General features: G+C 59.3%; 28 protein-coding genes. 9 read left to right on the top strand and 19 right to left on the bottom strand.

Features of this window, described 5'->3' with window-relative positions:
• On the bottom strand, window positions 1-393 hold the full coding sequence (locus Q7V03_RS18405) for a phage terminase small subunit P27 family (protein ID WP_304927049.1): 393 nt from the start codon (window positions 391-393) through the stop codon (window positions 1-3).
• A 65-nt stretch (window positions 394-458) separates the two neighbouring features.
• On the opposite strand from Q7V03_RS18405, the gene Q7V03_RS18410 reads away from it, so the two are divergent.
• On the top strand, window positions 459-851 hold the full coding sequence (locus tag Q7V03_RS18410; protein WP_304927050.1) for a hypothetical protein: 393 nt from the start codon (window positions 459-461) through the stop codon (window positions 849-851).
• 2 nt (window positions 852-853) lie between these two features.
• Here the strand turns inward: Q7V03_RS18410 and Q7V03_RS18415 are convergent, their stop codons facing one another.
• From Q7V03_RS18415 to Q7V03_RS18465, 11 genes are all read right to left on the bottom strand, one after another.
• On the bottom strand, window positions 854-1,174 hold the full coding sequence (locus Q7V03_RS18415; RefSeq protein ID WP_304927051.1) for a head-tail adaptor protein: 321 nt from the start codon (window positions 1,172-1,174) through the stop codon (window positions 854-856).
• A gap of 2 nt (window positions 1,175-1,176) precedes the next feature.
• A complete protein-coding gene (locus tag Q7V03_RS18420) occupies window positions 1,177-1,596 on the bottom strand; it encodes a DUF3168 domain-containing protein (RefSeq protein WP_304927052.1) in 420 nt (139 codons plus the stop codon).
• A complete protein-coding gene (locus Q7V03_RS18425) occupies window positions 1,589-2,038 on the bottom strand; it encodes an HK97-gp10 family putative phage morphogenesis protein (protein ID WP_304927053.1) in 450 nt (149 codons plus the stop codon). Before Q7V03_RS18425 ends, Q7V03_RS18420 begins: the two co-directional genes overlap by 8 nt.
• Window position 2,039: 1 nt before the next feature.
• Window positions 2,040-2,327, bottom strand: coding sequence for a head-tail connector protein (locus tag Q7V03_RS18430; RefSeq protein WP_304927054.1), 288 nt, complete (start codon window positions 2,325-2,327; stop codon window positions 2,040-2,042).
• A gap of 73 nt (window positions 2,328-2,400) precedes the next feature.
• The gene (locus Q7V03_RS18435; protein WP_304927055.1) at window positions 2,401-2,799 is read right to left on the bottom strand and encodes a hypothetical protein; all 399 of its coding nucleotides are present in this window, start codon (window positions 2,797-2,799) and stop codon (window positions 2,401-2,403) included.
• Window positions 2,796-3,134 carry an HNH endonuclease signature motif containing protein gene (locus Q7V03_RS18440; protein WP_304927056.1) on the bottom strand — a complete coding sequence of 113 codons (339 nt, stop codon included), beginning with the start codon at window positions 3,132-3,134 and terminating at the stop codon, window positions 2,796-2,798. The genes Q7V03_RS18435 and Q7V03_RS18440 overlap by 4 nt, the downstream gene beginning before the upstream one ends.
• Before the next feature lie 8 nt (window positions 3,135-3,142).
• Entirely contained in the window at window positions 3,143-3,751 is a 609-nt protein-coding gene (locus Q7V03_RS18445) for a hypothetical protein (protein WP_304927057.1), read from the bottom strand.
• Window positions 3,752-3,754: 3 nt separating this feature from the next.
• A complete protein-coding gene (locus Q7V03_RS18450) occupies window positions 3,755-5,269 on the bottom strand; it encodes a phage major capsid protein (protein WP_304927058.1) in 1,515 nt (504 codons plus the stop codon).
• Entirely contained in the window at window positions 5,266-5,643 is a 378-nt protein-coding gene (locus tag Q7V03_RS18455; protein ID WP_304927059.1) for a gene transfer agent family protein, read from the bottom strand. The genes Q7V03_RS18450 and Q7V03_RS18455 overlap by 4 nt, the downstream gene beginning before the upstream one ends.
• Window positions 5,636-6,841 (bottom strand): phage portal protein, encoded by a 1,206-nt coding sequence (locus tag Q7V03_RS18460; RefSeq protein ID WP_304927060.1) that lies wholly within the window; start codon window positions 6,839-6,841, stop codon window positions 5,636-5,638. The genes Q7V03_RS18455 and Q7V03_RS18460 overlap by 8 nt, the downstream gene beginning before the upstream one ends.
• Before the next feature lie 72 nt (window positions 6,842-6,913).
• A complete protein-coding gene (locus tag Q7V03_RS18465; protein ID WP_304927061.1) occupies window positions 6,914-8,716 on the bottom strand; it encodes a site-specific integrase in 1,803 nt (600 codons plus the stop codon).
• Window positions 8,717-9,172: 456 nt separating this feature from the next.
• Between Q7V03_RS18465 and Q7V03_RS18470 the strand changes: the two genes are divergently transcribed.
• Window positions 9,173-9,595, top strand: a complete 423-nt coding sequence (locus tag Q7V03_RS18470) for a hypothetical protein (protein ID WP_304927062.1) — start codon at window positions 9,173-9,175, stop codon at window positions 9,593-9,595.
• A gap of 387 nt (window positions 9,596-9,982) precedes the next feature.
• Here the strand turns inward: Q7V03_RS18470 and Q7V03_RS18475 are convergent, their stop codons facing one another.
• From Q7V03_RS18475 to Q7V03_RS18505, 7 genes are all read right to left on the bottom strand, one after another.
• Window positions 9,983-11,410, bottom strand: coding sequence for a hypothetical protein (locus Q7V03_RS18475; RefSeq protein ID WP_304927063.1), 1,428 nt, complete (start codon window positions 11,408-11,410; stop codon window positions 9,983-9,985).
• Window positions 11,411-11,459: 49 nt separating this feature from the next.
• A protein-coding gene (locus Q7V03_RS18480) for an IS3 family transposase (RefSeq protein ID WP_370651166.1) occupies window positions 11,460-12,610 on the bottom strand; the annotation gives its coding sequence in 2 pieces (ribosomal slippage) (window positions 11,460-12,361 and window positions 12,361-12,610; 1,152 coding nt in all).
• A gap of 441 nt (window positions 12,611-13,051) precedes the next feature.
• On the bottom strand, window positions 13,052-13,405 hold the full coding sequence (locus Q7V03_RS18485) for a DUF1304 domain-containing protein (RefSeq protein ID WP_304927065.1): 354 nt from the start codon (window positions 13,403-13,405) through the stop codon (window positions 13,052-13,054).
• 146 nt (window positions 13,406-13,551) lie between these two features.
• Window positions 13,552-14,718, bottom strand: a complete 1,167-nt coding sequence (locus tag Q7V03_RS18490; RefSeq protein WP_304927066.1) for a M20 aminoacylase family protein — start codon at window positions 14,716-14,718, stop codon at window positions 13,552-13,554.
• A gap of 54 nt (window positions 14,719-14,772) precedes the next feature.
• Window positions 14,773-15,930: a M20 aminoacylase family protein gene (locus Q7V03_RS18495; protein WP_304927067.1), complete on the bottom strand. Its 1,158-nt coding sequence runs from the start codon at window positions 15,928-15,930 to the stop codon at window positions 14,773-14,775.
• A 9-nt stretch (window positions 15,931-15,939) separates the two neighbouring features.
• Window positions 15,940-17,190 (bottom strand): Hsp70 family protein, encoded by a 1,251-nt coding sequence (locus Q7V03_RS18500; protein ID WP_304927068.1) that lies wholly within the window; start codon window positions 17,188-17,190, stop codon window positions 15,940-15,942.
• Between the two features lie 156 nt (window positions 17,191-17,346).
• The gene (locus Q7V03_RS18505) at window positions 17,347-17,928 is read right to left on the bottom strand and encodes a lytic transglycosylase domain-containing protein (protein WP_370651169.1); all 582 of its coding nucleotides are present in this window, start codon (window positions 17,926-17,928) and stop codon (window positions 17,347-17,349) included.
• Between the two features lie 250 nt (window positions 17,929-18,178).
• Between Q7V03_RS18505 and ssb the strand changes: the two genes are divergently transcribed.
• From ssb to Q7V03_RS18540, 7 genes are all read left to right on the top strand, one after another.
• Window positions 18,179-18,754 (top strand): single-stranded DNA-binding protein, encoded by a 576-nt coding sequence (gene ssb, locus Q7V03_RS18510; protein ID WP_304927069.1) that lies wholly within the window; start codon window positions 18,179-18,181, stop codon window positions 18,752-18,754.
• 48 nt (window positions 18,755-18,802) lie between these two features.
• Complete coding sequence (locus tag Q7V03_RS18515; protein ID WP_304927070.1) at window positions 18,803-19,756, top strand: acyltransferase family protein; 954 nt, start codon at window positions 18,803-18,805, stop codon at window positions 19,754-19,756.
• 154 nt (window positions 19,757-19,910) lie between these two features.
• Window positions 19,911-20,273 (top strand): SUF system Fe-S cluster assembly protein, encoded by a 363-nt coding sequence (locus tag Q7V03_RS18520; protein WP_304927071.1) that lies wholly within the window; start codon window positions 19,911-19,913, stop codon window positions 20,271-20,273.
• 71 nt (window positions 20,274-20,344) lie between these two features.
• Window positions 20,345-20,695: an iron-sulfur cluster assembly accessory protein gene (locus Q7V03_RS18525; RefSeq protein WP_304927072.1), complete on the top strand. Its 351-nt coding sequence runs from the start codon at window positions 20,345-20,347 to the stop codon at window positions 20,693-20,695.
• A 245-nt stretch (window positions 20,696-20,940) separates the two neighbouring features.
• Window positions 20,941-21,684, top strand: a complete 744-nt coding sequence (tpiA, locus tag Q7V03_RS18530) for a triose-phosphate isomerase (protein WP_304927073.1) — start codon at window positions 20,941-20,943, stop codon at window positions 21,682-21,684.
• Between the two features lie 57 nt (window positions 21,685-21,741).
• The gene (locus tag Q7V03_RS18535; protein ID WP_304927074.1) at window positions 21,742-22,668 is read left to right on the top strand and encodes a DMT family transporter; all 927 of its coding nucleotides are present in this window, start codon (window positions 21,742-21,744) and stop codon (window positions 22,666-22,668) included.
• Window positions 22,665-23,855, top strand: coding sequence for a cytochrome P450 (locus tag Q7V03_RS18540; protein ID WP_304927075.1), 1,191 nt, complete (start codon window positions 22,665-22,667; stop codon window positions 23,853-23,855). The genes Q7V03_RS18535 and Q7V03_RS18540 overlap by 4 nt, the downstream gene beginning before the upstream one ends.
• The last annotated feature ends 168 nt before the right edge of the window (window positions 23,856-24,023 follow it).

A 24,023-nucleotide genomic window follows, 5' to 3' on the forward strand; every position in this document is an offset into this window, starting at 1 on the left:
CTACACCGCCAGCGGGTTGTCTGCGTCGTCATCATCGGCGACGTTGTTGCCGATGCGGGCGCGGCTTGTGGGTGTCAAACCATACTCGGCTGCCAACTGGCGGGCGGTCTGCGCTGCGCGATTGAGAACGCCAAACAGTTTTGCGTCGATTATGCCGCCAGCGGTTTGGCGGTCTGTCTCGATCTGCCGGATGATGCCAATACAGGTGACGTAATTTTCCACCCCCGCCAGATCGGCGCGGGTGATGATCTGCCGCGCGATCAGTTGCGGCATAATACGCTTCCACTCTGCTTTCGCCTGCACCGACAGCCATGACGGCACGGGTGGCGCTTTCGACAGGGCGTCATCATCCGGGGAAAGAGTGGGCTTGATACCTCTGGAATGAACGCTCATGCTGCACCTTGACACTTAGTGTCCGCAGCATTGCCTCCACCAGATAAGTGAACCAGTGAGCCTAGATGAAAGACTTCATACTTTTTGCGTCGATTTTGACCGCCGGGATTTTGGGTTTCATTGTCAAGCAAAACGCCGATGATCTGACAAGTCTTAAAGCTAGTCTCAGCAGCGCCGAAACGCAGTTGGCGGCGGCAAGTGCCGACAAAGTCACTGCCGGAGAACGAACCGCATATGGCTCGATCTGCGTTGATTGGATAAAAGATGTCGAGGAAAAGAAGGGAACCAAAGGTGAATACTCTTTGGGACGCTCTTGGAAAAAACACGGACAATTTGTGTTTGAGGTTATGACCCCGGCAGAGGGCGGAAACATGGTGGTTTGCACCTATGACGAGCAATCCGGTGTGGTGGTTCGACCAGCAGACAGTGAACGAAGCATATGGATGTTCTATGAATAGGCTCATGGCTGCACCCCTACGGCGCGCAGCTTCCAGCCGTCGCGCCGCCCGATCTCTGTGATGGCTTTCAGGTCATAGCTGCGGCCTTCAAACAGGATACGGTCGCCTGTGGTGATCGGTGTAGGGTGCCAGCGCACGATAAACACCAGAGTCTCGGCCTCGGCTTGACCGAAGCCTGTGGCGATTTCATCCGCGTTCTGTTCACGCACCTCGGCTCGAACGGTCAGCAAATTCGTCCAGGTGATTGCCGGGACTCTGCCGGGTAGCCCGGTTTCGACTGCGCGTTGAACGGTGATAATTCTGTCTAGTTTACCTGCTTCCATGATCAGAACCCCCACCGGATGACCGCTTCCAGCGTCATCACGCCATGCACATACGAAAGGTCAGGTTGGGGGTCGCGCAGCCATATCGTGCGGGGCTTGGCGTAGTCGTCAACGGCAAAGCCAGCACCAGCAGGGGCGTCGATCAGGGCTTGCAGCACCGCCATACCGATGGCTTTGGCCGTCTCGGCACCGTCTTCAATCGCCCAGATATGCAGATCGAGGAACACCCGCGCGACGTGCTGCGATACGGGCGCGCGGCCAAGATATTCGGTCTGCGCACCCGCAAGGATGATGCACGGCGTCTTGTCGGGCCGGGTCGAACCTGCGCGAACATGCGCCACTGGCACCAGCGCAAGCACCTCTGGCGATGCCACCAGCGCGGCTGCAACAGCGTCTTGGAAGGCTACTGTGGGCTCAAGCATCGGATGCACTCCCGTTTTTGGCCGCTGCGCGTATGGCAGCACCCACGGCGCGGCCGATGCGCGCTTTGAACTTGGCGCGGGTCAGACGTTCGGCCGGGCGCATAAACGGCTGTGCCTCGTGGTTTACGGTGCCAAATTCTTGCAGATGGCCGTGGCGCATATCGGGGTTGCCCACGGTAACAAGGGCTTGGTTTTCGGCAGCGGTGCGCTTGCCACCACCAGCGGCATATGGCGGCGTGGTGCCACCGGGCGGCGTGACTGCAATCGAGGCGATCAAGTCGCCTTCGTCTTGCGGTGCCAGCGCGCGCATGGTCGCGGCAAGATCTTCCGCACCCTGCACAAGCGCGGGCCGAACGTGCGCCACGATCTCAGCCGGGATAGCTTCAAGTCGTTTCGCAAGAGCGCGTGATTGTGCTGCAAGGTCAAATGATTGCGAAGCCATCTTACACCACCCACTGACGGTAGGCTTGCAAAAGATCATGCACGCCGAAGGGGATTGCGTAAGCATTGCCGCCCACGGTCGCGGCTTCCCTGATTTCATACCAGTATGCCGCCATCATCAGCACGGCTTGCGTGATTGCAGCGGGTGCCGGGTCGTAAATCCAGCCGCCGATGTAGCTCGCGCAATAACCTTCGGCGGCTTCCAGCTTGTGCTGTAACAACACATCATCGAGGTCATGTTCGATATTCAACTGCGATTTCAGCAGGCTAAGAGGTGTAAGTGATGTCATGGTTTAACCTGCTCTGTGGGTGAAAAACTTATTTCGGGTGTCTCTTGTAAGAACCTCCCCCCGCCGGTCCCCTTCATAGGGTGGAAGTCGTTACCCACCCCCGCTGCACTGGTGCGTCTGCCGTCTGCCGTGCGTCTTGTGTGAGGGCGCGCTCTGGCGTCCAGCCGCGTGCAAGACGTTGCAGGATAAGCACGCGGGATATTCCCGTGCGGTTCGACCAGTCAGCAGCGTTCAGGGTTTCGCCGTTGTGGGTGATCAGCTTTGGCGCGGATGACGTGCTGTCAGTCACAACCTGCTTCGGCCGGGTGATGGCTTCGGCCTCTGACCACCCCAAGGCGAGGCGGCTGTAAATCTTGAACGCCGGGACGCCAGAGCGTTTTGACCATTGCGTGATGGTCAGGGTTTCGCCGTTGTGGGTGATGGCGTCGGTGTTGATGGTGCGCTTGACGGGTGGCTTGATGGAGCGCTTCATGCTCTGCGCTCCTGACGTTGCTTGTCGCTGTTGTGGCAGCGCTGGCAAAGCGATTGCCAATTTCTAAAATCCCAGAACAAGCTTTGGTCGCCACCATGCGGCTTGATGTGATCCACCACGGTTGCCGCCTTGCCGCACATCACGCACCATGAATGATGGAACAGCCACTCTAGGCGGGCCTGTTCCCACTTGCGGCTGTAGCCACGCTGGCGGGCTGTGGGGCGCTTGGCGTCAAACCGGGCGTTGCGGGCGCGGGTGCTGGCGATCTGACACGCGCAGCGGGTGCCGTGCGCGACGGTGCGGCCACAGTTGCAGAGGTGTGGGGGTCGTGGCATGGCGGTCCTCATTGCATCATGCGCAGGGCTTCGAGGCCCGTGCGGTCAAAGTCGGGATCGAGGCCAGCGGCGATATTGGCTTCGCGCTGTGCATCGGTTTGGGTGGTGTCATCCTTGTCGGCAGCGGTGCCGTGGATGGCCTCTAGGCGGGCGATGTGCCCAGCGAGGGCTTCGGTGATCTCGGTTGGCGTGGCGTGCCACGTCTCTGCCGGGGTCCAGCCAAGCCAGCCCGTGCCGATGCGGTAAAGGTCTGCGAAGGCGTCAGCCCACGACAGGGTTTTGCCTTTAGGCGCGGCGCTGGTGGTGTCGGTGGCGGGTGTGGGCAGGAAAGCCGCCAGCAGACTCGATAGCGGGCCTGTGACAGCGTGCTTGTAGGTTTGAAGCGGTTCGGTGCTGATCGAGGCAAGAAAGCGCTGTGCGGCGCTGTGATCGGTTGTGGCGATCTCGATCATGGCGCGGATGGTGGCGGTGTCGAACTGATCAAGTTTGGTGATCAGCGGGCCGAAGCCATCATGCAGGCGCTCAAGGCGAAGTGCTGACCGCAGAGACGCGCGCAGCCGCACGGTGTTGCCACCGTGCGAAAGCGTGAACTCTGTCTCTGCGACCAGCGGGTTCATGGCTTATACGGCCATTTTCAGCTTGCGGAAAACGGCTGCGCTGGTGACGCCAGCTCCCACCCGGCGGCGGGCGTGAAAGCGGGCCATACCCACCGTGCGCTGCGTCAGCAGATCGGGCAGCACGTCCAGCGCGATACGGTCATAGATGCGATACCCGGCTTTGAAGTCGCCAAAGATGATCGGCGTGGTGGCGTTCGCGACGTTCGGCATATCCAGCGCTTCGACAACCGGACGGCCAAGGATCGTTTCCGGCTGGCCTGCCTGATAGGACGGCTGCCACAGATATTGCCCGGTCGTGTCTTTCAGGGTGCGCAGCACGGCAAGCGTGGTGCCGTTCATCACCCAAGTGCCACGGTTGCGATAGGTCGCGGGCATTGAGTAAAACAGCTTGATCAGCGCATCTGCCGACAGGTTGGTCGCGTGGCCGTTGTTCGTTTCGGCAATGCCTGCGGCGGTCATAAAGCCCGTGGGTTCAACAGCGGTCGCACCGTTCACGAACGACACGGCCTCTTTCATGCCGAAGTCTTCGGCCAAGGCCAAACGCACTTCGGCTTCCACGTTCGCAGAGTCCTCAAGCATCCGCAGCGATAGGTCCACAAAGGTCGCAAGTTCCTTCACCGCGATCTCGCCTTGATCGAACGAAGGCTGAGACGCGGTGCGCTCCACCACTTCACCCACCCAAAGAGCGTTGGTGACGCCCGTGCGCTTCGGCAACAGGACGTTGTGGCTGGCGGTCGTGCGCACGTCTGCGATGGCGCGGATCGGGCTGAACTCGATCAGGTTGCGGATGAACTCGCCAGAGACTTCCTCTGGTGCCAAAACGTAGGCCGGGGCGTCATTGGCGACGGTCAGGGCTTTCTTGTCGAACTCGCCACCTTGCAGGAACGACACGAACGCCTTGCGCTCTGGTGCGATCACCGCGCCGGAAACATGCGCGCCGTGGGGGCGGTTGCTTTTGGCCTCAAGTTGATCGAGGCGCGCTTTCATCGCGTCGAAAGCCTTGGTGTCGATTTGCGGTGCGTTGGCCGGGGTTTGGGTTTCGTCGGTCATGGTGTTTTCCTCTGGGGTGTTTTCCGCATTTGCGGCTTTGATGGACGTGATCACCGCGCCGGGATGGCTCGGGATAGCGACTATGCTGATCTCGAAAAGATCGAGGGCGGCGATGGTGCGACCACGCGGGCGCGGCGTGGCTGATTTCGTGACAAAGCCGATTGAGAGCCCGGAGACAGCGCCCGCTTGGATCATGGCGCGAACCTCCGCAGCGCGGGCCACGTCATCCACCAGCAAGCGGCCTTTCACAGTCAGACCTTCGGCGGTTTCAGTGATTTCGTTCCAGACGCCGATCACCTGTGCCTGATCATGGGCGAACAGCATGGGCAGCGAGGCCGGGGCGGTGAAAGCGCCTTTGGTGATCACGTCGCCCACACGGTCAGGTCCAGAGAACGGCCACGCGGTGCCAGTGATCTCGCCTGCGTCGTCAACCGCGAAGGCGGCTTTGAACTCGATACGGTCGGTCATGCTGGCACCTGCAAGGCTGCGGCAAGATCACCAGTGGCGGCGGCTTCGGCAAGCTGCGCGTCATCGGCAACGCCAGACCACCGCGCATCAAGAATGTTCAACGCCAGCGCCATCAGCTCGCCCAGCGGGCGGTTTGTGGCATAGGCTTGCACCTTGCGGAGAGAATACTCAGGACTTGCTCCCCCGCCGATCATCCCAAGCCGGATGATCTCGCGCAGGGAGTCTGCGGCGAACTGTCCGGCGATGAAGGTGGCGTAGATCGCACCGATGCCTTGGCCCGTGATATGCTCAAGTTCGGTCAGCATTTCGTCGGTCAGGCAAAAGGTATAATCGGTCGTTCCGAAAAACCCCCGGTGTGAGATTTTATCAGGCATCTTGAGATTCCTTTTTAGCGGCGTCATTCGCGCCCGTGGTGGTATAGGGGTTTTGAAGGGTGTTGCCTTCGGCGTGGGCTGGCAGGTTCAAGCCGCCGCGAACCTCATTGGCCGTCATTGCACCCATAGATCGGAATTGACCGTATGCCGTGGCACGTTCGGCAAGTTTTACCGTGGACAGGTCTTCGGTGATAAACTCGACATAATAAGCGCGCCGTTCCTCTGGTGTCAGCAACACGCGCGCATAAGCCGCCTGCCACTTATTAAGCCACGGTCGCAGCGTGGTCTGAATAAACTGCCGCTGCATTTCTTCGGCATTTGACCATGTGCTGCGCGACAGCTCAAAAAGCATCGTTGGCGGCACTCTAAAAATACGCGCGACTTCGTGGATTTGCTCAAGGCGGTTTTCACTGAATTGCGCATCGGTCAGCGTCATTGTGATTTGCTGATAGGCCATGCCTTCGTCAAGCAAAGCCACGCCGCCAGATTTCGGGCCGGAGTGGGTGTCGGTCCAAGCCTTTTTCAGCTTCACCTTGGCTTCATCGCCAACCGTTTTCGGCGCGGTGATGATGCCGCCGGGGCTGGCACCGTTCGCCAGCAGCTTGGCGAGGTGGCCGGAAAGCGCTGCCGCCGTGGCGAGGGCTTCACGGCCAAGGCTGATCGGTGATGCGTCAAAAAACGGCTGGATATGCAGGATTTCGGTATAGGCATAACGCACTGTGCCGCGCGCCGTCTGCAACAGGTAATAGGGCTCACCGTCATCATCATGCTTGAACTGGACGGCGGCGGGATCGAGGCGGTGCAATTCAAGCGGTGTGCCGTCTGCGGCGCGGACAACCACGGCATAGCCTGCGCCATGCAGTAGGGCGTCTGCGGTCAGGGTCGTGCGCAGCGCCTCTGCGCTTGTCCACGGGTTCGCCTCGTCATGGATCAGGTGATAGGCCGGATGATCCTTGGCAGTCGCTTTGGTTTCGCGCTCAAAGAGTTTTACAGGAAGGGTGCCAGCGGTTTCAGAAATTAACGCGACAGCGCAAGCGACAGCGGGAATACGCATTGCGCCCGCTGCACTAAAAGACAGACCACCGATATTTGAGATACCGCCAAAAACGGAAAAGGCTTCATCGTCTGAAAGCGAAAAAGATTTGACCTCTGGCTTAAAGCCAAGTGCCGATTTTACGGTGTCGAGTAATCCAGTCATCGGCGTTTATCCTGTGAAGCATCTTCATAGGATCAATGTAGAGTCAGCCGAATCAGTTGTAAGGGGTTTGCGTTATTTTATTTTGTCAAGCACTAAATGGTCGAGACTTAGGCCGGGATATTGAATCGCATTCACCAGTTCCACGCGCTGTTCAAGCATCCCTTGAGGCATAATACCGTATCGGCCAGTCATAGATTTTTCAGTGTGTCCTAAAATAAATCCGAACTGCTGATCGAGGAAACCGCCACGCCGCAAAGCATCTGCCGCACCATGCCGAAAAGAATAAAGCGAAAGTCCCCTACCCACCTTGAGACCGATCCTTGTCAAATATCGCCCAAACTCACGCGACACATCAGCCATCATCTGACCACGCTTATTCCGCACCGCGCCGGGGAACAGCGCCGTGCCACCCTCTTTCACGCGGCCTTCGTGGTAGCCGATAAAGCCAAGCCTGATCAGTTCGGGGTGAACCGGAACAACACGCATTGACCCTTCGGTTTTCACCGACTTGCCTTCGTCGGTTTCGTCGCCTTCGGTGGTGACGTGCATGATCCAGTGGCCGTGCTGTTGCCGAACGTCATTGACGGCAAGCTGACCGATCTCTGCGGGCCGCGCGCCAGAGAACAGCATGATCAGCGGCACCCAGAACCGATGATCACGGATCAGGAAGTTACCGGGTTTTGCGATCTTGCGCCATTCATCATCACTCTGGCACCCCACAAACCACGGCGAGGCGAACAGCGCTTTAAGCTGATCGGTGTCAAACGGCAGCGTGGGGGTTTTTGTCTCTTTCTTGAGTGCCAGCCCCAACGTGGCGTTTTCGTTCACATAGCCGTTGTCCACAGCCCACGACAGAAACGCGCCAAGGCTAGACAGATAGCGGTTCACGGTGCGGTCAGCGATCACCGGCTTGCCGATCTTCTCGTTCGCCTTGACGATCTGTGAGATATTCATGCCAGCGAACACGTTGGTTTCGGTCGCCTTGACCGGGTATTTCACAAGCAACTGCTTCCAGTTTCGCACTTCGACTTTGCTGATCGAGGCGATGGGAAAGCTGGCACCCACCAGTTCAACGAATGTCCCGATGTCCCGGCGCATCTGGTGAAGGCGATCCTGCGCAACACCGCTGGGGTTTTCTCTGGCGAAAATGTCGAAAAGTTCCATAATCGTCTCACCGGGCTTCGCAGAGGCGCGGCGCTGCCCGCTGGCGGGCCGCACAAGCTGATCACGGGGTTCGCCGGAGTAGTCGCCAGCATCGCGCTCTAGGGTGCGCTGTAGCCCCTCTATGCCGCCGCGCATCATGGCGCGGGCGATGCCCACCCATTCAGGCGAACCGGGCGCTGCATAGAGGCGGTTGGCGCGCAGGAACTCGTTCACGTCATCCGCGATGGGTGTCATCTCGCCTTTGATCAGGTTCGCGCGCGTGTCGGCCAGCTTCGCCTTGCGCATGGCGCTGTTGAACTCTGCCGCGTTTTGTTTGGCCTGAAAGCCCACGGTCGCCGCCAGCATCGCCAGACGGTCGGTCAGGTCCAGACCCTCGGCCTGCGCGGTCGCTACCGCCTCGGCCTTGGCCTCTTGCACGTCGCCTTCGGTTGGCAGGTTCACGCGGGCGGCTTCGTCGTCAGCAAGGGTTTGGCCGTAGTGCGACCACGCCGCCAACGCCTCGTCGTCCTTGGTCAGGTTCTTGCGGGCGCGCAGGTCGTCAAATTCGAGGTGCCAAGCCTGCATCTGCGGATGCAGCCGCCGTTTGGCTTCTGGCAACTCGTTGGTGCCTAGCGCCTTCACCAGCTCTGTTTTGCCGATCACTTCCACCAGATCGACAGGAACGCGGATGCGGGCCGAATAGCTTGCACCGCGTCTCAGAAGGTTGCTCATTTTGGCCTATCCTGTCACATGTGGAACGGTCGTGTGTTACAGTCATGTGTTACAGTTTTTTTCAGGATAGTCAATAAATGTCATATAGTTACATGAAAACATGGGCTTAAAAAATGTTGTAATAATGCCCTCCCGCCCCAGCCAACTTATTTGCAGGTTTGGTTCGAAGTTGAAAGCGACGGCTCTGCCGTTGCTGGTTTTGATTTGCGGCCAAGGGCTTATTCACCTTGCCGTCGTGCCGTTGCTCCCAGAAGTTCACGCGAGGTTTCAGGCAACTGGTGGTGGATCTGCCCCAAGCGATGCCCCAGTTTGGGTGGAACGGGTGGCGGGGGTTAGAGTCGGCGGGGGCTTTTAGCTGACGTTTTGTCTAAGCCTTATACCGTTGGAAGTTGGCAAGCTGACCAAGCCTTGTTAAAGCATCGTAGAACCCATTCGTTTGATTTGGAGCCGTAGAGTATGCGTTGCGTTTGGACGGCATTGGCCCTTTTGGCACTTTCCAGTCCGGCAACGGCAGACGAATGCAAGATCGTTTGGTGGGATCTTTTTCTCCCTCAGTCCGATGTTGAGTTTGAGAAGACCTCGGATGCAAGCGCCCTGCTCACTTTGAAAAATACCGGCAAGCTCGAACCGATCAGCTTCGAGTTGGCTCTACGAAATGTAACCAAAGATGATGGGAAAGGGCTGAGCTTGCTGCTTGGCACGCAGACACTGGTGGCTGGAGGGGTGTCAAATCAGGTGACTGTTACACTGCAGCCAAAGACCACGAGTTGGTTGGTTGGCTTCGAAAGCGAGCAGATCGTTCGAGCCAAAGACGGTCAAACTTTCGGCGGCGTGGTGAGGCTTACTGGGCATTTGGTCTGCAATCAGCTTAAGCCGTGAAGGTGGGCAAACCGTCCGCTACATTCGATGGCGCAGATGGCAACGAGCAACCTGGGATGACCGCCTCACCCTTTAGGAGCCAAGGTCCACTTTGTGCGCATAGCGCCCCTGCCCTTCGTCACGCTTGATTGCAAGACCGCTGCTTGCGCTGCCTCAAGCTCTTTCCAGTCTCCGTTATAGGGCGGTTAACACTCCACCAGAGGGCCTAGGTCTGGGGTGGGGGAATAGGTATAAGTAATGGATGATAAAGGGTTATCTGGAGGGACTAGAAGGAAGTGTATCCTCCTCCTCCCCCCTAGAGCCTGAAGGGAATAACCAACCTCCCCAGTCCTCTCCTCCCAGCTAGATAACCGTCCTAGATACCCCGCAACCATTCGTTCTGCTCCCTTAATAGGGAATGACCAGCTTGCCCTTCATAACCTCCCACAGCTTAAGGCGTTCCAGATACTTCTCCTGTCTGGGGACTTGGCACCAAGAAATGAAATCCAAGACTCGATCGGGAGGAGTATCGGCCCGAAACTCGTCAAGTCCAGCTCCAGACTGCGAAACCGATAACGCTCGCCCGACAACTGCTGCCGATGCCTCAGCCATCACCCGTTTAAGTTCAGCCACGCGTGTATAGTCGATAATGAAGCTGTCGTGCACCGAGAGGACGCAAACACCTTGATGCACGAAGTGTTTATGAACCCTTTCCGCAATAAGACCGTCGATGTTCATCAGCCCTATGCCCTGATCGGCGCAGATGAAATTAGCCATATGAGGGTGCAACTCGACGAAAGCACGGAGGAGCCCATCCAGTTGCTGGTTTGACATGGTCTTGCCCAAGTGACCTGCGGGGAAGCCATCGCGGAAACTTGCAAAGGCTGAGTTCTTTGCCTTGGCATTCAGGGCGGTAAGAACCAGCTGCTTAACCAACGTTCTTTGCAACTCAGCAGAAGCACCCGGCACTAGGCCTGCTGGCAGAGCATAGGGGTCACCTTCAACAACAACGCCCTGCCTTGCACTGAGTATCGCGACATGCAGCCCCTTGAAGTCTACTTCGACCGTGGGCGTGTCATTAATATAGATCTTTTTTCTTAGCTCGCTGCTAATGAGCTGCCACCACGGGCCATAAAACCGACCATTCGCTTCCCAGCTACCTCGGCTAAAGATACGCCTAACGGACTGGTGGTGATGGTCGATATTGACCTTCATCGTACCGCCTAGCCCATCGCCCCTTTCAACCCAAGGGTGATCCAGCGAGGGTATGTCAATGAAGTGATCGGCCAGCACCTGATTGTACGCCTTCAACTCTTCGCGCATTTGGCGGGTCGCTGCAGTGTCTTCGTATTCGATCAGCTTAGCTGCTTCACCTTCAGCAGCCTTGAGGATTATGCATTCTTGGTCAGGGTGCTGAAGGACATCATCACGGGTGAACTTCGCTGCACGAAACAGTTCCCTCATCGGTTCGGCTGCCCTAATCCTTGTGATGCGGTTATATGGTGCATAGGGACCGCTGTAGCTGCCCTTAGCTAGATCAATCAGTCCCTTCGCCTCCAGCCCATGGATGAGCGGTATTATCTTCTTCGAGATACGCAGAGCATTGTAGCGTGACCACGTATCCCAATCATTCTCTGACATCGCCACCCCGATGCACAAGTCAGAGTCTTCCAGCCAAGCGACATAGAGGTCCAAGATCAAAATTCGAAGTTGCTGCCTGAAGGTGCGCTTGGGCTTAGGTCCCGGTCGCCCCTTTGCATCCAGATCCCCAAAATTGGCCTGCCAGATCGTATCAACTACCTTGATAAGTTCCGGGTGATCAGACCAGCGATGCACGTCTATCGGCCTAGAGTGCCAAGGGTCCTTATGAATAGCCCCTAGTTTGCTAGACGCCTTGCAGTTTCAGTTTCTGCTGCTGTTCGAAGGCGATCGGTGACAGCATCCCGTTCCTAACGTGTTTGCGCTGCGGGTTGTAGAAGAACTCGATGTAATCGAACACGTCTTGGCGGGCCTCTTCGCGGGTTTTATACTTTCTGCGGCGGATGCGTTCGCGTTTGAGCAGGTTAAAGAAGCTTTCCGCCACCGCGTTATCCCAACAGTTCCCGCGACGGCTCATGCTTTGCGTCAGATTGTGCTGTTCGAGGAACGCCTGCCACTCATAGCTGGTGAACTGGGAGCCTTGGTCGGAGTGCACCTGGACCTTGGTCTTTGGTTTACGGCGCCAGACGGCCATCAGCAGGGCTTGCAGCGGTAGGTCGGCATAGGTGCGGCCCTGCATCGACCAACCAATAACCCGCCGCGAAAACAGATCGATGACGACGGCGAGGTAGAGGAACCCCTCGTGCGTGCGGATATACGTGATGTCGGTGACCCAGAACTGGTCGGGGGCATCGACATCGAACTCACGGTTCAGGGTGTTGTCGGCCACGACAGCCGGGCTACCGCCATAAGAGCCAGGCTTCTTTTTGTAACCAATCTGGGCCCTTATACCCGCCAGTCGGGCCAACCGCCACGCGCGGTTGGGGCTGATGTCTTCGCCGAGGTCGCACAGATCATCGTGCAGTTTACGGTATCCGTAGACCTCGCCACTCTCCTCCCAAGCCGTTTTGATAAGCTTGGTTTGCCGCTGATCCTCCAGCGCCCGTTGGGAAAAGGGTTCGCGCAGCCACGCATAGAAGCCGCTGGGATGAACCAGCAGCATCCGGCACATGGCCCGGACCGCAAAGATCAGCCGGTTCTCCGCAATGAACGCATACCTCACCGGGATTCCCTGGCGAAGTATGCGGTCGCCTTTTTTAAGATGTCCCGCTCCTCCGTCACCCTGGCCAGATCGCGCTTCAGCCGTCGGATCTCGTCCGCTTGCGCATCGACCTCCTGGATCACCTTCGCTGGCCGCGAAAACTGCTTCTGCCATGTGTAGATCGACTTGGTGCTGACGCCCAACCGCTCGGCCACCTCGCGCACCGGATAACCACGATCCTCGACCTGGGCCACTGCATCGCGCTTGAACTCGTCTGTGAACTTGTTTGCGGACATCTCGTCCTCCTTGCTTCCAAAATTACCAAGCAAGGCGTCTACAAATCTAGGGGCTATTCACTCGCACCCCCTGGGCATAAGCCTGCAACCCGGCAATCAGATCACGAAGCGCAGACCTTGCGATGAACAGTGGCAGACGGCGGGGATCGATACAATGTTCCGGGATGGAACATGTAGCCCAGACAATAGCGAAATGATCGCTTTTCAGGTAGCTGTTATACACATCCAATTTATGCTTTGATCTCCCATTCCTCGATAAAACCTGAAAACCGAGCAGCAGCAAAATCAACCAGAACAAAGCCATCACGCCCGACCTGACGTGTTCGCCTAAAAAAGATTGCGAGGAATCGTGCATATTCGCGCCATTCTCGATCTTTAAAGCTACTTCACTTCACTCCTGATTGCTATTTTCAAAATACTCACGCGCGGAGCCCCCCCCCCTCAAACCCTCAGCAAAACCGCCACAATCCCCAAAGCCTGCACAAATAAAATCGGCCGCGAGGCCGTCGCCGCTCCGTAAATTCCCGCCACCAGCACGCAAGCCAAGAAAAACAACGCCACCCCGCGTCCCTCCTCCCCCAGCCACAAAGCCCAGACCAGCCCCGCCGCCAGAAATCCGTTTAAAGCCCCTGATTGGCAGCCAGAACCTTCGTCTGTGCTGCAAACTCCGCCGAAGTCCCAAACACCGCCCGCGTCCGTGGCGCCCCCTACAAGAACATCTCCAGCACCAAGATAGACACATGCAGCGCCGCCAAAGTCATAGCAATCATCCTGCAACCCTCCCCAAACCGTCATAACCATCCCAAAGCCTTTTACATTGGCGATAAATACTCCGGCCGGAGGCTCCCCCACCAAACCCCGAACCGACGGGGCAGAACCAACCCCCACTGCCCCCCTTCAGGCGGTGGGGCGGGTGGAAACCGCCTGAGGGGGGCAGTCCCTTACGCCGCAGGCATCCGCGTTTCCACCATCCCGGCATACCAGCTTGACCCAAACGGGATCGCATTATCGTCAAAATTATACGCCGGGTGATGCACCATCGCGGTGTCACCATTGCCGAGGAAAATATAAGCCCCCGGCCGCTCCAGCAGCATGAAGCTGAAATCCTCTGCCCCCATCACCGGCGGTGTATCGGTGTTCACCTGCCCCGACACCGCCCGCGCCACCTCGACCGCGAAATCGGTCTGCGCCGGCGCATTCACCGTCACCGGATAGCCGCGCGTATAGGCTATCTCTGCCACCGCCCCCAAAGCCTGCGCCACGCCCGCAGCGATCTCTTTCACCCGGCCCTCGACGTAATCCTGCACGCCAAAATCCATCGTCCTGACAGTGCCCTTCATCTTCACCACCTGCGGGATCACATTATGCGCCGTGCTGTCGGTCGCCACCGTGCAGACCGAGACCACCACCTGTTTCAACGGATCGACCCCGCGCGAGGCAATCGTCTGCAACGCCACGATAATATGCGCGGCGACCACCGTGGTATCAATGCACTCATGCGGTTTGGCGGCATGGCCGCCCTTGCCCGTCACCGTGATCTCAAACTGATCCGCCGCCGCCATCATTGCCCCCGGACGAATGGCAAAATGCCCGACCGGAATCCCCGGCATGTTGTGCATGCCGTAAACTTCCTGAATCCCCCAGCGGTCCATCATGCCATCGGCGCACATCTCGCGCCCACCGCCGCCGCCTTCTTCCGCAGGCTGGAAAATCAGCACTGCCGTGCCGTCGAAATTCCGCGTCTCCGCCAGATATTTGGCAGCCCCCAGTAGCATCGAGGTGTGGCCGTCATGCCCGCAAGCATGCATCTTGCCAGGCACTTTTGAGGCATACCCCACCCCGGTCTGCTCATGGATCGGCAAAGCATCCATATCCGCCCGCAAGCCAATCACCCGCCCCGCAGTATCGGTTTTACCTTTGATAACAACCACAACCCCGGTGCGCCCGATGCCCTCAGTCACCTCATCGCAGCCAAACTCCCGGCATAACGCTGCCACCCGCGCGGCGGTGCGATGCACCTCGAACAACAACTCGGGGTTTTCGTGGAAATCCTGCCGCCATCCGGCGATCTCGGGCAGCATCTCGGCAAATCGGTTCTTCACGGGCATGATGGCTCTCCTTTTGCGTGCAGCCTGTGCCAATCGCGCCCGCGCTGCAACCCCTCAGCCGCGCGCCTCGACCATCCCTGCCAACCATGCCGCCCCGTAAGGCAGACCCGCATCGTTGAAAGCATAGGCAGGATGATGCAGCGAAGGCCCCGCGCCGTTGCCCACAAACATGAAAGCCCCAGGCACCCGGTTGAGAAACTCGCTGAAATCCTCAGACACCATCATCGGGGCGACATCGCCCTCAACCGCGCCCGACAGCCCCCGCGCCACCGCCAAAGCATGACCAGCACAGACCGGATCATTCACCGTAGCAGGCGCATCGCGCAGATAGTCGATCGCAGTCACCCCACCGTGTGCCTCTGCAATCCCAGTCACAACCGCCCGCAAGCGATCCTCCAGCACATCCTGCACCGCCAATTCAAACGAACGCACCGTTCCGGTCAGCACCACCCGCCCCGGCACAACACAGGCCCCCGAGCCATCGCTCACCACCGTAGACACCGACAACACCGCAGGCTTCAGCGGATCAACATTGCGCGACACCACCGTCTGCAACGCCACCAGCACATGCCCCGCAATCATCACCGGGTCCAAAGCCAGATGAGGCTGCGCTGCATGGCCACCCCGCCCGGAAATCACAATCTCAAACATATCTGCCGCCGCCATAATCGGCCCCGAACGGGTCGCATAAGCCCCCACCGCCAGCCCCGGCATGTTGTGCAAAGCGTAAATCTCATCAATAGGATAACGCGAAAGCAAGCCATCGGCGATCATCGCCCTAGCCCCGCCGCCCGCTTCCTCACCGGGTTGAAAAATCAACACCGCCGTCCCTGAAAACCCACGCGACGCTGCGAGATATTTCGCCGTCGAAAGCAACATCGCAGTATGCCCATCATGGCCGCACGCATGCATCACCCCCGGCACAGTGCTCGCAAATTCCACCCCCGAGGCTTCTAAAATCGGCAAAGCATCCATATCGGCGCGCAGCCCGATCCGCCGCCCCTGCCCCTTGCCGTTGATCACCGCCACAACGCCAGTGCCGCCAATCCCCGCTTCAACGACATCGCAGCCAAAGCCGCGCAGCAATTCCACCACCCGGGCGCTGGTGCGATGTTCAGCAAAACTCAGCTCAGGATGCGCATGAAAATCGCGCCGCCACGCCACCGCTTCCGGTAAAAACGCTTCAATCGCCGCGATCATATTGCCAGTCATTTTGGCCCCTTAGGAAAACTTCCGCCGCGCATCCAGTGCGAGGCCCGTGCCGACCGAACCAAGCATATCCCCGGTGGCAATCGCAACCCCCGGCAGCGCCGCCTGCACACAAGCCCGCAAAATCGGCAAGCCAGACGAGCCCCCGGTCATAAACACTGTGCCAATATCGCCAACGCCAACACCTGCCTGCGAAAGCACCGCGCCCAACCGCTCCGAAATCCGCTCCACCAGCGGCAGCACCGCCGCCTCAAAGCCCTCGCGCCGCAGCAACGGGTTTGGCCCCCCGGTCAAAGCCGCCAGTTGCAGCCGCACAACCTCTTGATCTGATAGCGCAATCTTCGCCGCCTCGACCGCCATTGCCACCGCATGGCCCTGACGTTCCGAGATCACCTTCATCAACCGATCCAGCAACTCTGGCCGATCAATCTCGCGCCGAAATGCCTTCAAATCGGCCAGACACCGCTGAGTATACAGCATGTTAATCCGGTGCCATGTCGCGAGGTCTAGGAAGTAATGGTTCGGCATCAGCCCCTGACCGCCCTTAGTGGTCGCCTTATACCCAAGATGCGGCATCACCTCGGCCAGACTCAGAAATCGGTCAAAATCCGTCCCCCCGACGCGGATCCCGTCATTGGCCAGAATGTCCCCCGCCCGATCCGCCGCCCGCGCCCGTTCGGGCGACACCCGCACGATGGAAAAGTCGGATGTGCCGCCGCCGATATCGACGATCAGCACCAGTTCTTCGCGCGCAACGCCCTGCTCATACTGCAACGCCGCCGCAATCGGTTCATACTGAAACGACACCTCGCGAAAGCCCAAACCGCGCGCAATCTCCTCCAACGCCGTTTGCGCCTTGGCATCGCCCGCCGCATCACCATCGACAAAATGCACCGGACGCCCCAGCACAACCCGATCCGTCCCCGGCGCATGAAGGCGCAACACCTCTACCATATGCCGCATAAACCGCGTCAAAACCTCGCGGAACGACACCGCGCGCGACCCAACTGCCGTGCGCTCGTCAATCATGCCAGAGCCAAGCGTGCTTTTTAAGCCTCGCATCAGCCGCCCTTCATCGCCGTGCAAATAGGCCGCAATCGCCGCGCGGCCAAACTCCGGCGCGCCGCCGTCTTGCTCCCAAAACACCGCCGAGGGCAAAGTCACCGCTTGATCTTCCAAAGCGATCAGCCAGGCGCGGTCCGCATCCGCCAGCGAAACCGTCGAGTTCGAGGTACCAAAGTCGATCCCACAAAACAGCGTCATAGCAGCCCCCAAGCGTTCGCAAAACGCGCGGTGTAACGATCTGGGCAGCCGATGTAAAGCCGCGCTTGAGTGTTAAAAAGAGGGATCGGATAAGTCTAACCCATTGATTTCATATAAATCTAGGCCTTGTCCACATGTGGACAACCTGCAAAACCCTTAGCCTAAAATCGCCAAAACGTAATTCTGCGTCTCATCATAAGGCGGCACCCCGCCGTGCTTTTCCACCGCCATCGGCCCGGCATTATAGGCGGCCAAAGCCAGCTTCCAAGTCCCAAAGCGATCATACATCATCCGCAGATAGCGCGCCCCGCCCTCAAGGTTCTCGCCGGGATCGTTGATATCCACCCCCAACCGATCCGCCGTCCCCGGCATAAGCTGCGCCAACCCCGTCGCCCCCTTGACCGACACCGCCCCGGTATTCCAGCCGCTTTCCTGCTGCACCAGCCGCAGAAAAACATCCTCTGGCACGCCATGCTTGCGGGCGGCGGCCTTGGCTACCTCCAGATACTCACCCTTATACTTGCCGGAAAACCGCAGTGTCGGCGCATCCGACCCACCCGCATCCGCCTTGTTATAATTCGGCTTCAGCCGGTCCGAGCCTTCATATTCCACCGCCAGCCGCCCATCCAGCAGCGCCATCTGCGATTTCAGCATCGAAGCGCGGTTCTTCTTGCCGCCCAGCTTCAACGCCTCAGCCTGCGCCATCACAGGGGCGGTCAGTGCCAGCCCTGCGACCATCATGATTGTCAACACCATCGGCGAAAATCGCATGGAGACCCTGTCTTCAACCCAGACCAAAACTGGCGGCACTATACCGAAATTTGCACCAAGTTCCAGCGCCGAGATCGAACCCACCCGGACCGCTTCGGCAAAACCTTGCCACCCGCGCCGCCGCTGCCCGGTTGCGGGGCGCATGGCGGCGGTCTATAGAAATTATTAACCACCTGTCGCGATGCTGGCGGGGATATACGGAATCAGGGAGACTAAGATGGCAGGCTCGGTCAACAAGGTGATCATCGTCGGAAATCTGGGCCGCGACCCGGAAGTGCGTAACTTCCCCAACGGCGGCAAAGTGGTGAACCTGCGCATCGCCACCAGCGAAACGTGGCGCGACAAGCAAAGCGGTGAGCGTAAAGAGCGCACCGAATGGCATAGCGTGGCGATCTTCAACGAAAACCTCGGCAAGATTGCCGAACAATATCTCAAAAAAGGCTCGACGGTTTACATCGAAGGCCAGTTGGAAACCCGCAAATGGCAGGACCAATCCGGTGCGGACCGCTACACCACCGAAGTCGTGCTGCGGCAATTCCGGGGCGAGCTGACACTGCTCGGCGGGCGTGATGGCGGCGGTTCGGGTGGCGCTGGCGGCGATGATGATCGCGGCCGCTATGAAGATCAGGGCGGCGGCTCGGGTGGTGGTGCGTCAAGCGGCGGCTACAGCCGGGGTGGATCAAGCGGCGGCAGCTATGGCGGAGGTTCGTCCTCAGGCGGCGGGTCTGGCAGTGGCTCAGGCGGCAGTTCGGGTGGTGGGCGCTCGGATATCGACGACGAAATCCCGTTCTAACTTGAACGCCGCGTTGTCAGTTTAACTCTAGCAAGGCCATATCCTCTGATGTCCAGCGCGGACCGCAGTCGCGCCATTGATGCATTAAAGCTTGCTCTGGCTTTCATGGTCGTCGGTATTCACGCCAATCCGTTTGCCCCGCTAGGGCGAACGGCGATTCTTTTGACCGGAGACGGGCTGTTCCGGCTGGGCGTGCCGATCTTTCTACTGTTCAACGGCTATTTCCTACAGGCAGCGATCGAGCGGGCTCGCGGCTGGGCCTATGTTCAGCGTGCAGGCCAGCTTTATGGGTTGTGGATGCTGCTGTATCTGCCGATCTATTGGCCGATGCTGCTGGCGCATTCGCCATTGCAGAATTTGCGCAGCGCGCTGTTTGGTTATTGGCATCTGTGGTATTTGGCCGGGATGGTGATGGCCGCGGCGCTGATCGTGGGGATCGCGGCATGGTCCAGCCGGGCGCTGGCTTGGTTGGCCGCCCTGACCTTCTTTGCCGGAATTGTTGTCACCTATGGCATCGCTTGGAATCTGATCGCGCCCAACAAGCTGATTTTCTCTGATCCGCTGCTGGCGAACCGCAATCCTTTGCTGGTGTGCTTGCCCTTCATGCTGGTGGGGTTCCTGATCCGGCGCGAAGCCATAGCGGCCCGCCTGCGCGTCGGTTGGCTGCAGCTGGCCGCGGGCATCGGCGTGGCGCTGGTGCTGGTCGAATCGCTTGCTCTGGCGCGATTCGCCCCGAAGGGCGTCGGGCACGACACGCTGCTCGCGCTTGGCCTTGCGGCCCCGGCGCTGATGCTGCTGGCGCTGAAAGGCTCCACCTTGGTGGCCGACCGCCGCTTGGGGGATTATGCCTCGGGGATTTACTTTATCCATGTCGCATTTTGCGCGGTGCTGTTTCGCTACAGCGCCCTGCCCCGGCCCGCAATCTATCTGCTGGCGGTCGCAGGCTCGATCCTGCTGACTTGGGCGATCCGGCGCGCTGGCTTGGCGCGGCGGCTGCTTTAGGGCACGGCTGGCCTCAGGTTTTGGCCCACAATCTGGACCAAGATTTGACCTGTGGTTTGACGTGCAAGCGCGCAAGGTCGAAAAACGCTTTGTCGCACTGGACCTTTGCTGGCCATTCCCTATATAAATACTCAACTAACCACGTGAGAATGTGATGACCCAGCAGCAAAACCAGATTGAGGGTGCCCCCCTGATCCGTCCCTCCTCGACTGAGCATGCGCTCTATGAACAGATCGTAGAAGCCTGCCGCACGGTCTATGATCCGGAAATTCCGGTGAATATCTATGATCTGGGTTTGGTCTATACCATCGAAATCAGCTCGGAAAACGCGGTTGAAATTCTGATGACCCTAACCGCCCCCGGCTGCCCGGTGGCGGGTGAGATGCCGGGTTGGGTACAAGATGCAGTGGAGCCCGTCGCCGGGGTGAAAGAGGTCAAGGTCGGCATGACTTTCGATCCGCCTTGGGGGATGGAGATGATGTCAGACGAGGCGCGGCTGGAATTGGGTTTCATGTAACCCGCGTTATGGCCTTGTCGGGTGACCCCGGCGATCTTATCTTTGACGCTAGAACGTAAAGGACCACCCCCATGTTCGGCATCCCCGGCAAAGCCGCCGTCACCCTGACCCCCATCGCTGCCAAGCAAATCGCGCGGCTGATGCAGAAACAAGGCTCGCAAGGCCTGCGCATCGGCATCAAGAAGGGTGGCTGCGCGGGCATGGAATACACCATGGATTACGTGGCCGAAGCCAATCCGATGGATGAGGTGGTCGAGCAAGACGGCGCTAGGGTGTTGATCGCGCCGATGGCACAGATGTTCTTGTTCGGCACCGAGATTGATTACGAGATCGATCTGCTGCAAGCGGGCTTCAAGTTCAACAACCCCAACGTCGCCGAGGCATGCGGTTGCGGCGAAAGCATCAAGTTCAAAGACGCCTGATCTGGCGCGGTTGTTCTGATGCCGGCGCTCCCCCTGATCCCGGTGATCTGATCGCGCGGCTTACGCCGCAAGATCCTTAAGCGCTTGCGCGCGGTGGGCGCGGGATACAGCGTTCGGACCGGATTTGATGCGGGGCTTTGGCCGCTGGGTTGCGATCAGATTGAGTATTTTCAAAAGAGCAAATGCAAGGGCTTTCCCTTGGCGCTGCGCTTGGGTAACCCTTTGGCGAACATTGGGGGGATGCGATGAAGAAGTTGGCCGCAGGCAATTGGAAAATGAACGGCAACCGGGCGGCTTTGGCCGAAGTTGCAGCACTGCTGTCGGCCTATCCCGCACCAGACTGCGAGATGTTGCTTTGTCCACCTAACACACTGCTGGCCCAGATGGCCGCTATGGCCGCAGGTTCGGCGCTGCATGTCGGCGGGCAGGATTGCCATCCCAAAGTCTCGGGTGCGCATACCGGTGATGTTTCCGCCGCGATGCTGGTGGATGTGGGCGCAAGCCATGTGATCTTGGGCCATTCTGAGCGCCGCGCCGATCATGGCGAAAGCGATGCTTTGGTGTTGGCCAAAACTGAGGCCGCCATCGCCGCAGGCCTGATCGCCGTGGTGTGTCTGGGCGAGACCGAAGCGCAACGGGATGCGGGCGACACACTCGCGGTGATCGGCGCGCAACTGGATGGTTCTGTGCCTACAACCGCCACCGCGGCCAATCTGGTGCTGGCCTATGAGCCCGTTTGGGCGATCGGCACCGGGCGCACCCCCACTTTGGCGCAAATCGCCGAAGTTCACGCCTTCCTGCGCGTCCGCCTCACCGCGCATATTGGCGCCGAGGCCGCGAAAACCCGCGTGCTTTATGGCGGTTCGGTCAAGCCTTCAAACGCAGCCGAAATCTTCGCTGTGCCGGATGTCGATGGCGCTTTGGTCGGCGGTGCCAGCCTGAAAGCTGCCGATTTTGGCGCGATTGTCGCCGCCCTCGCCGCAGCCTGACCTGCACGCGTCGCGGACGGATCAGCCCGGACGGGCGCGCCCTGTTAGACCCATATTATGAGCGCACAAGCCAATACCCCCGCCACCCCTGTTCCCAGCCTGCTGGGAGCAAACCTGATCTGCATGGCCTCGATGCTGATCTGGGCCGCAGGCCTGCCTGCCGCCGATTTTATCATCCCGCTGCTGCCTGCTGATCAGTTAAGCGCGTTGCGGATGGCCCTCGCTGCCCTCGCGCTGTTGCCGGTCTGGGCGCTGATCGAGGGGCCGGGGGCATTCCGCCGCGCCAACTGGCTGAAAGGCATCGCCGTTGGCAGCCTGATCGGGCTTGGCGCATGGTTTCTGATCCAGGGCCAAGCCCGCAGTGGTGCGGTCACAGCGGCGATGATCTCGACCACCCTGCCGATGGTTGGCATCGCGCTGGAGGTTGTACTGGACGGCCGCAAGCTGAGCGTCGCGCTGGTGCTTGGTCTGTTGCTGTCGCTGGCCGGGGGGATGATGGCGCTGGATTTCAAAGCGGGTGGCATGTCGATGGGGTTTGGCGCGTTATTGTGCTTCTGCTCGGTGCTGTCTTTCACCTTGGGCTCCCGCCTGACCGTCACCGCCTTTCCCGGCCTGTCGCCCATCGGCCGCACCGCGCTGACGATTTCCGGTGCTGCGATCGCAGTGTCCACTGTCGCTGCTTTGGGCATCGCCTTTGGCGCCCCGCCGCCCGATTTCAGCGCTTGGGGCTGGAAAGAGACGCTGGCGCTGCTGGCCTTTTCGGTCGGGTCCCTTGGGATCAGCCAACTGATGTGGATCATGTCGGTGGAGAAACTCGGCATCGGCCTGTCGGGCCTGCATATCAACGCAGCGCCGTTCTACGTCATGATCATCCTGTTCCTTTTGGGCGGGCGCTGGGATTGGGGTCAGGCTGCTGCCGCTTGCCTGGTCGCCGTCGGCGTGCTGATTGCCCAAGGCATCATTCCATTGGGGAAACGCGCTTGAAGACCCTGAAGCAATCGCCGCTTGACCCCGCTTTCGTGCAAAACCCGTATCCGTTCTACGAGACCGCCCGCAGCCTTGGCCCGTTCTTCCACTGGGCCGAGTATAATATGGCCTGCACCGGCAATGCCGCCGCCGTAAGCGCGATCTTCCGCGACCGCCGCTTTGGCCGTGAGGCCCCCGCCGAATTGGCCCCCAAAATCCCCGCCCACCTGAAACCGTTCTACGCGGTTGAAGCCCATTCGATGCTGGAGTTAGAACCGCCTCGTCACACCCGCTTGCGCGGTCTGGTGCTGCGCGCCTTCACCTCGCGCCGCATCGCCGCCTTGCAGCCCGAGATCGAGGTCCTGACCCACCAGTTGATCGACGCCTTCCCCGCAGGCCCATTCGATCTGCTGGCGCAGTTCGGCCAAAAACTGCCGGTGATCATTATCGCCCGCCTGCTGGGTGTGCCCGAATCCATGTCCGATGACCTGCTGAAATGGTCAAACGCGATGGTCGGCATGTACATGGCAGGCCCCGCCGATCCTAGCGCACGCCGTGCCCGCGAAGACCGTGCGATTGCGGCGACCGAATCTTTCGTCGCCTTCATGCGTGGCTATGTCGAGGCCCGCCGCCAAGACCCGCGCGACGATCTGATCACCAGCCTGATCGCCGCCGAGGAAGCCGGTGAGAAACTGACCACAGATGAGCTGATCACCACCTGCATCCTTTTGCTGAACGCAGGCCATGAGGCCACTGTTCACACCATCGGCAATGGCGTGAAAACCCTGCTGGAAACCAACAGCACCGTCACCCCCGACACCGCAGATACCTGCATCGAGGAAATCCTGCGCTTCGATCCCGCCCTGCATATGTTCACCCGCTGGGCCTACGAGGACATTGACGTGATGGGCCATACCTTCCATCGCGGCGATCAAGTCGCCCTGTTGCTCGCCTCTGCCAACCGCGACCCCGGCCTCTGGGAAAATCCTGATCAGTTCCAACCGGGTCGCCCAAGCAAACCACATGTCAGCTTCGGTGCAGGCCTGCATTTCTGCGTCGGGGCTCCCCTCGCCCGGCTTGAGTTGCAAGCCGCCCTGCCGATCCTGTTCCAACGCCTGCCGAAATTGCGGCTGACAGAAGCCCCGGTTTACGGCGATGTGTATCACTTCCACGGGCTGACCAAGCTGATGGTGCATGCCGCCTGACAAAGCCTGCGCAACAAAAGCCAGCAGCAGACAGGCTTATACGGGCGTTAGGCCCCGCCCCGATCTTTCAAAATCCACTGGCGTTACAAATTTGTAAGCAACCTGCCATTTTACTGCAATCTGCCCCTGCGAAGATGCGGCAAGGGTGATGATGCCCTGTTGCCGTCA

The organism is Cypionkella sp., from assembly GCF_030652235.1.
In the GTDB taxonomy this organism is placed as follows: domain Bacteria; phylum Pseudomonadota; class Alphaproteobacteria; order Rhodobacterales; family Rhodobacteraceae; genus Cypionkella.

Coding starts and splice junctions, on each gene's coding strand:
- Q7V03_RS18490 (WP_304927066.1), bottom strand. CDS start 14,718: ATGCCCGTGAAGAACCGATTTGCCGAGATGCTGCCCGAGATCGCCGGA.
- Q7V03_RS18505 (WP_370651169.1), bottom strand. CDS start 17,928: ATGGTCGCAGGGCTGGCACTGACCGCCCCTGTGATGGCGCAGGCTGAG.
- Q7V03_RS18525 (WP_304927072.1), top strand. CDS start 20,345: ATGTTCGGCATCCCCGGCAAAGCCGCCGTCACCCTGACCCCCATCGCT.
- Q7V03_RS18515 (WP_304927070.1), top strand. CDS start 18,803: ATGTCCAGCGCGGACCGCAGTCGCGCCATTGATGCATTAAAGCTTGCT.
- Q7V03_RS18520 (WP_304927071.1), top strand. CDS start 19,911: ATGACCCAGCAGCAAAACCAGATTGAGGGTGCCCCCCTGATCCGTCCC.
- Q7V03_RS18435 (WP_304927055.1), bottom strand. CDS start 2,799: ATGAAGCGCTCCATCAAGCCACCCGTCAAGCGCACCATCAACACCGAC.
- Q7V03_RS18420 (WP_304927052.1), bottom strand. CDS start 1,596: ATGCTTGAGCCCACAGTAGCCTTCCAAGACGCTGTTGCAGCCGCGCTG.
- Q7V03_RS18460 (WP_304927060.1), bottom strand. CDS start 6,841: ATGACTGGATTACTCGACACCGTAAAATCGGCACTTGGCTTTAAGCCA.
- Q7V03_RS18425 (WP_304927053.1), bottom strand. CDS start 2,038: ATGGCTTCGCAATCATTTGACCTTGCAGCACAATCACGCGCTCTTGCG.
- Q7V03_RS18495 (WP_304927067.1), bottom strand. CDS start 15,930: ATGACTGGCAATATGATCGCGGCGATTGAAGCGTTTTTACCGGAAGCG.
- Q7V03_RS18485 (WP_304927065.1), bottom strand. CDS start 13,405: ATGACGGTTTGGGGAGGGTTGCAGGATGATTGCTATGACTTTGGCGGC.
- Q7V03_RS18450 (WP_304927058.1), bottom strand. CDS start 5,269: ATGACCGACCGTATCGAGTTCAAAGCCGCCTTCGCGGTTGACGACGCA.
- Q7V03_RS18430 (WP_304927054.1), bottom strand. CDS start 2,327: ATGACATCACTTACACCTCTTAGCCTGCTGAAATCGCAGTTGAATATC.
- Q7V03_RS18465 (WP_304927061.1), bottom strand. CDS start 8,716: ATGAGCAACCTTCTGAGACGCGGTGCAAGCTATTCGGCCCGCATCCGC.
- Q7V03_RS18470 (WP_304927062.1), top strand. CDS start 9,173: ATGCGTTGCGTTTGGACGGCATTGGCCCTTTTGGCACTTTCCAGTCCG.
- Q7V03_RS18410 (WP_304927050.1), top strand. CDS start 459: ATGAAAGACTTCATACTTTTTGCGTCGATTTTGACCGCCGGGATTTTG.
- Q7V03_RS18500 (WP_304927068.1), bottom strand. CDS start 17,190: ATGACGCTGTTTTGTGGGATCGACTTTGGTACCTCGAACTCGACGGTT.
- Q7V03_RS18455 (WP_304927059.1), bottom strand. CDS start 5,643: ATGCCTGATAAAATCTCACACCGGGGGTTTTTCGGAACGACCGATTAT.
- Q7V03_RS18535 (WP_304927074.1), top strand. CDS start 21,742: ATGAGCGCACAAGCCAATACCCCCGCCACCCCTGTTCCCAGCCTGCTG.
- tpiA (WP_304927073.1), top strand. CDS start 20,941: ATGAAGAAGTTGGCCGCAGGCAATTGGAAAATGAACGGCAACCGGGCG.
- Q7V03_RS18440 (WP_304927056.1), bottom strand. CDS start 3,134: ATGCCACGACCCCCACACCTCTGCAACTGTGGCCGCACCGTCGCGCAC.
- Q7V03_RS18415 (WP_304927051.1), bottom strand. CDS start 1,174: ATGGAAGCAGGTAAACTAGACAGAATTATCACCGTTCAACGCGCAGTC.
- ssb (WP_304927069.1), top strand. CDS start 18,179: ATGGCAGGCTCGGTCAACAAGGTGATCATCGTCGGAAATCTGGGCCGC.
- Q7V03_RS18445 (WP_304927057.1), bottom strand. CDS start 3,751: ATGAACCCGCTGGTCGCAGAGACAGAGTTCACGCTTTCGCACGGTGGC.
- Q7V03_RS18405 (WP_304927049.1), bottom strand. CDS start 393: ATGAGCGTTCATTCCAGAGGTATCAAGCCCACTCTTTCCCCGGATGAT.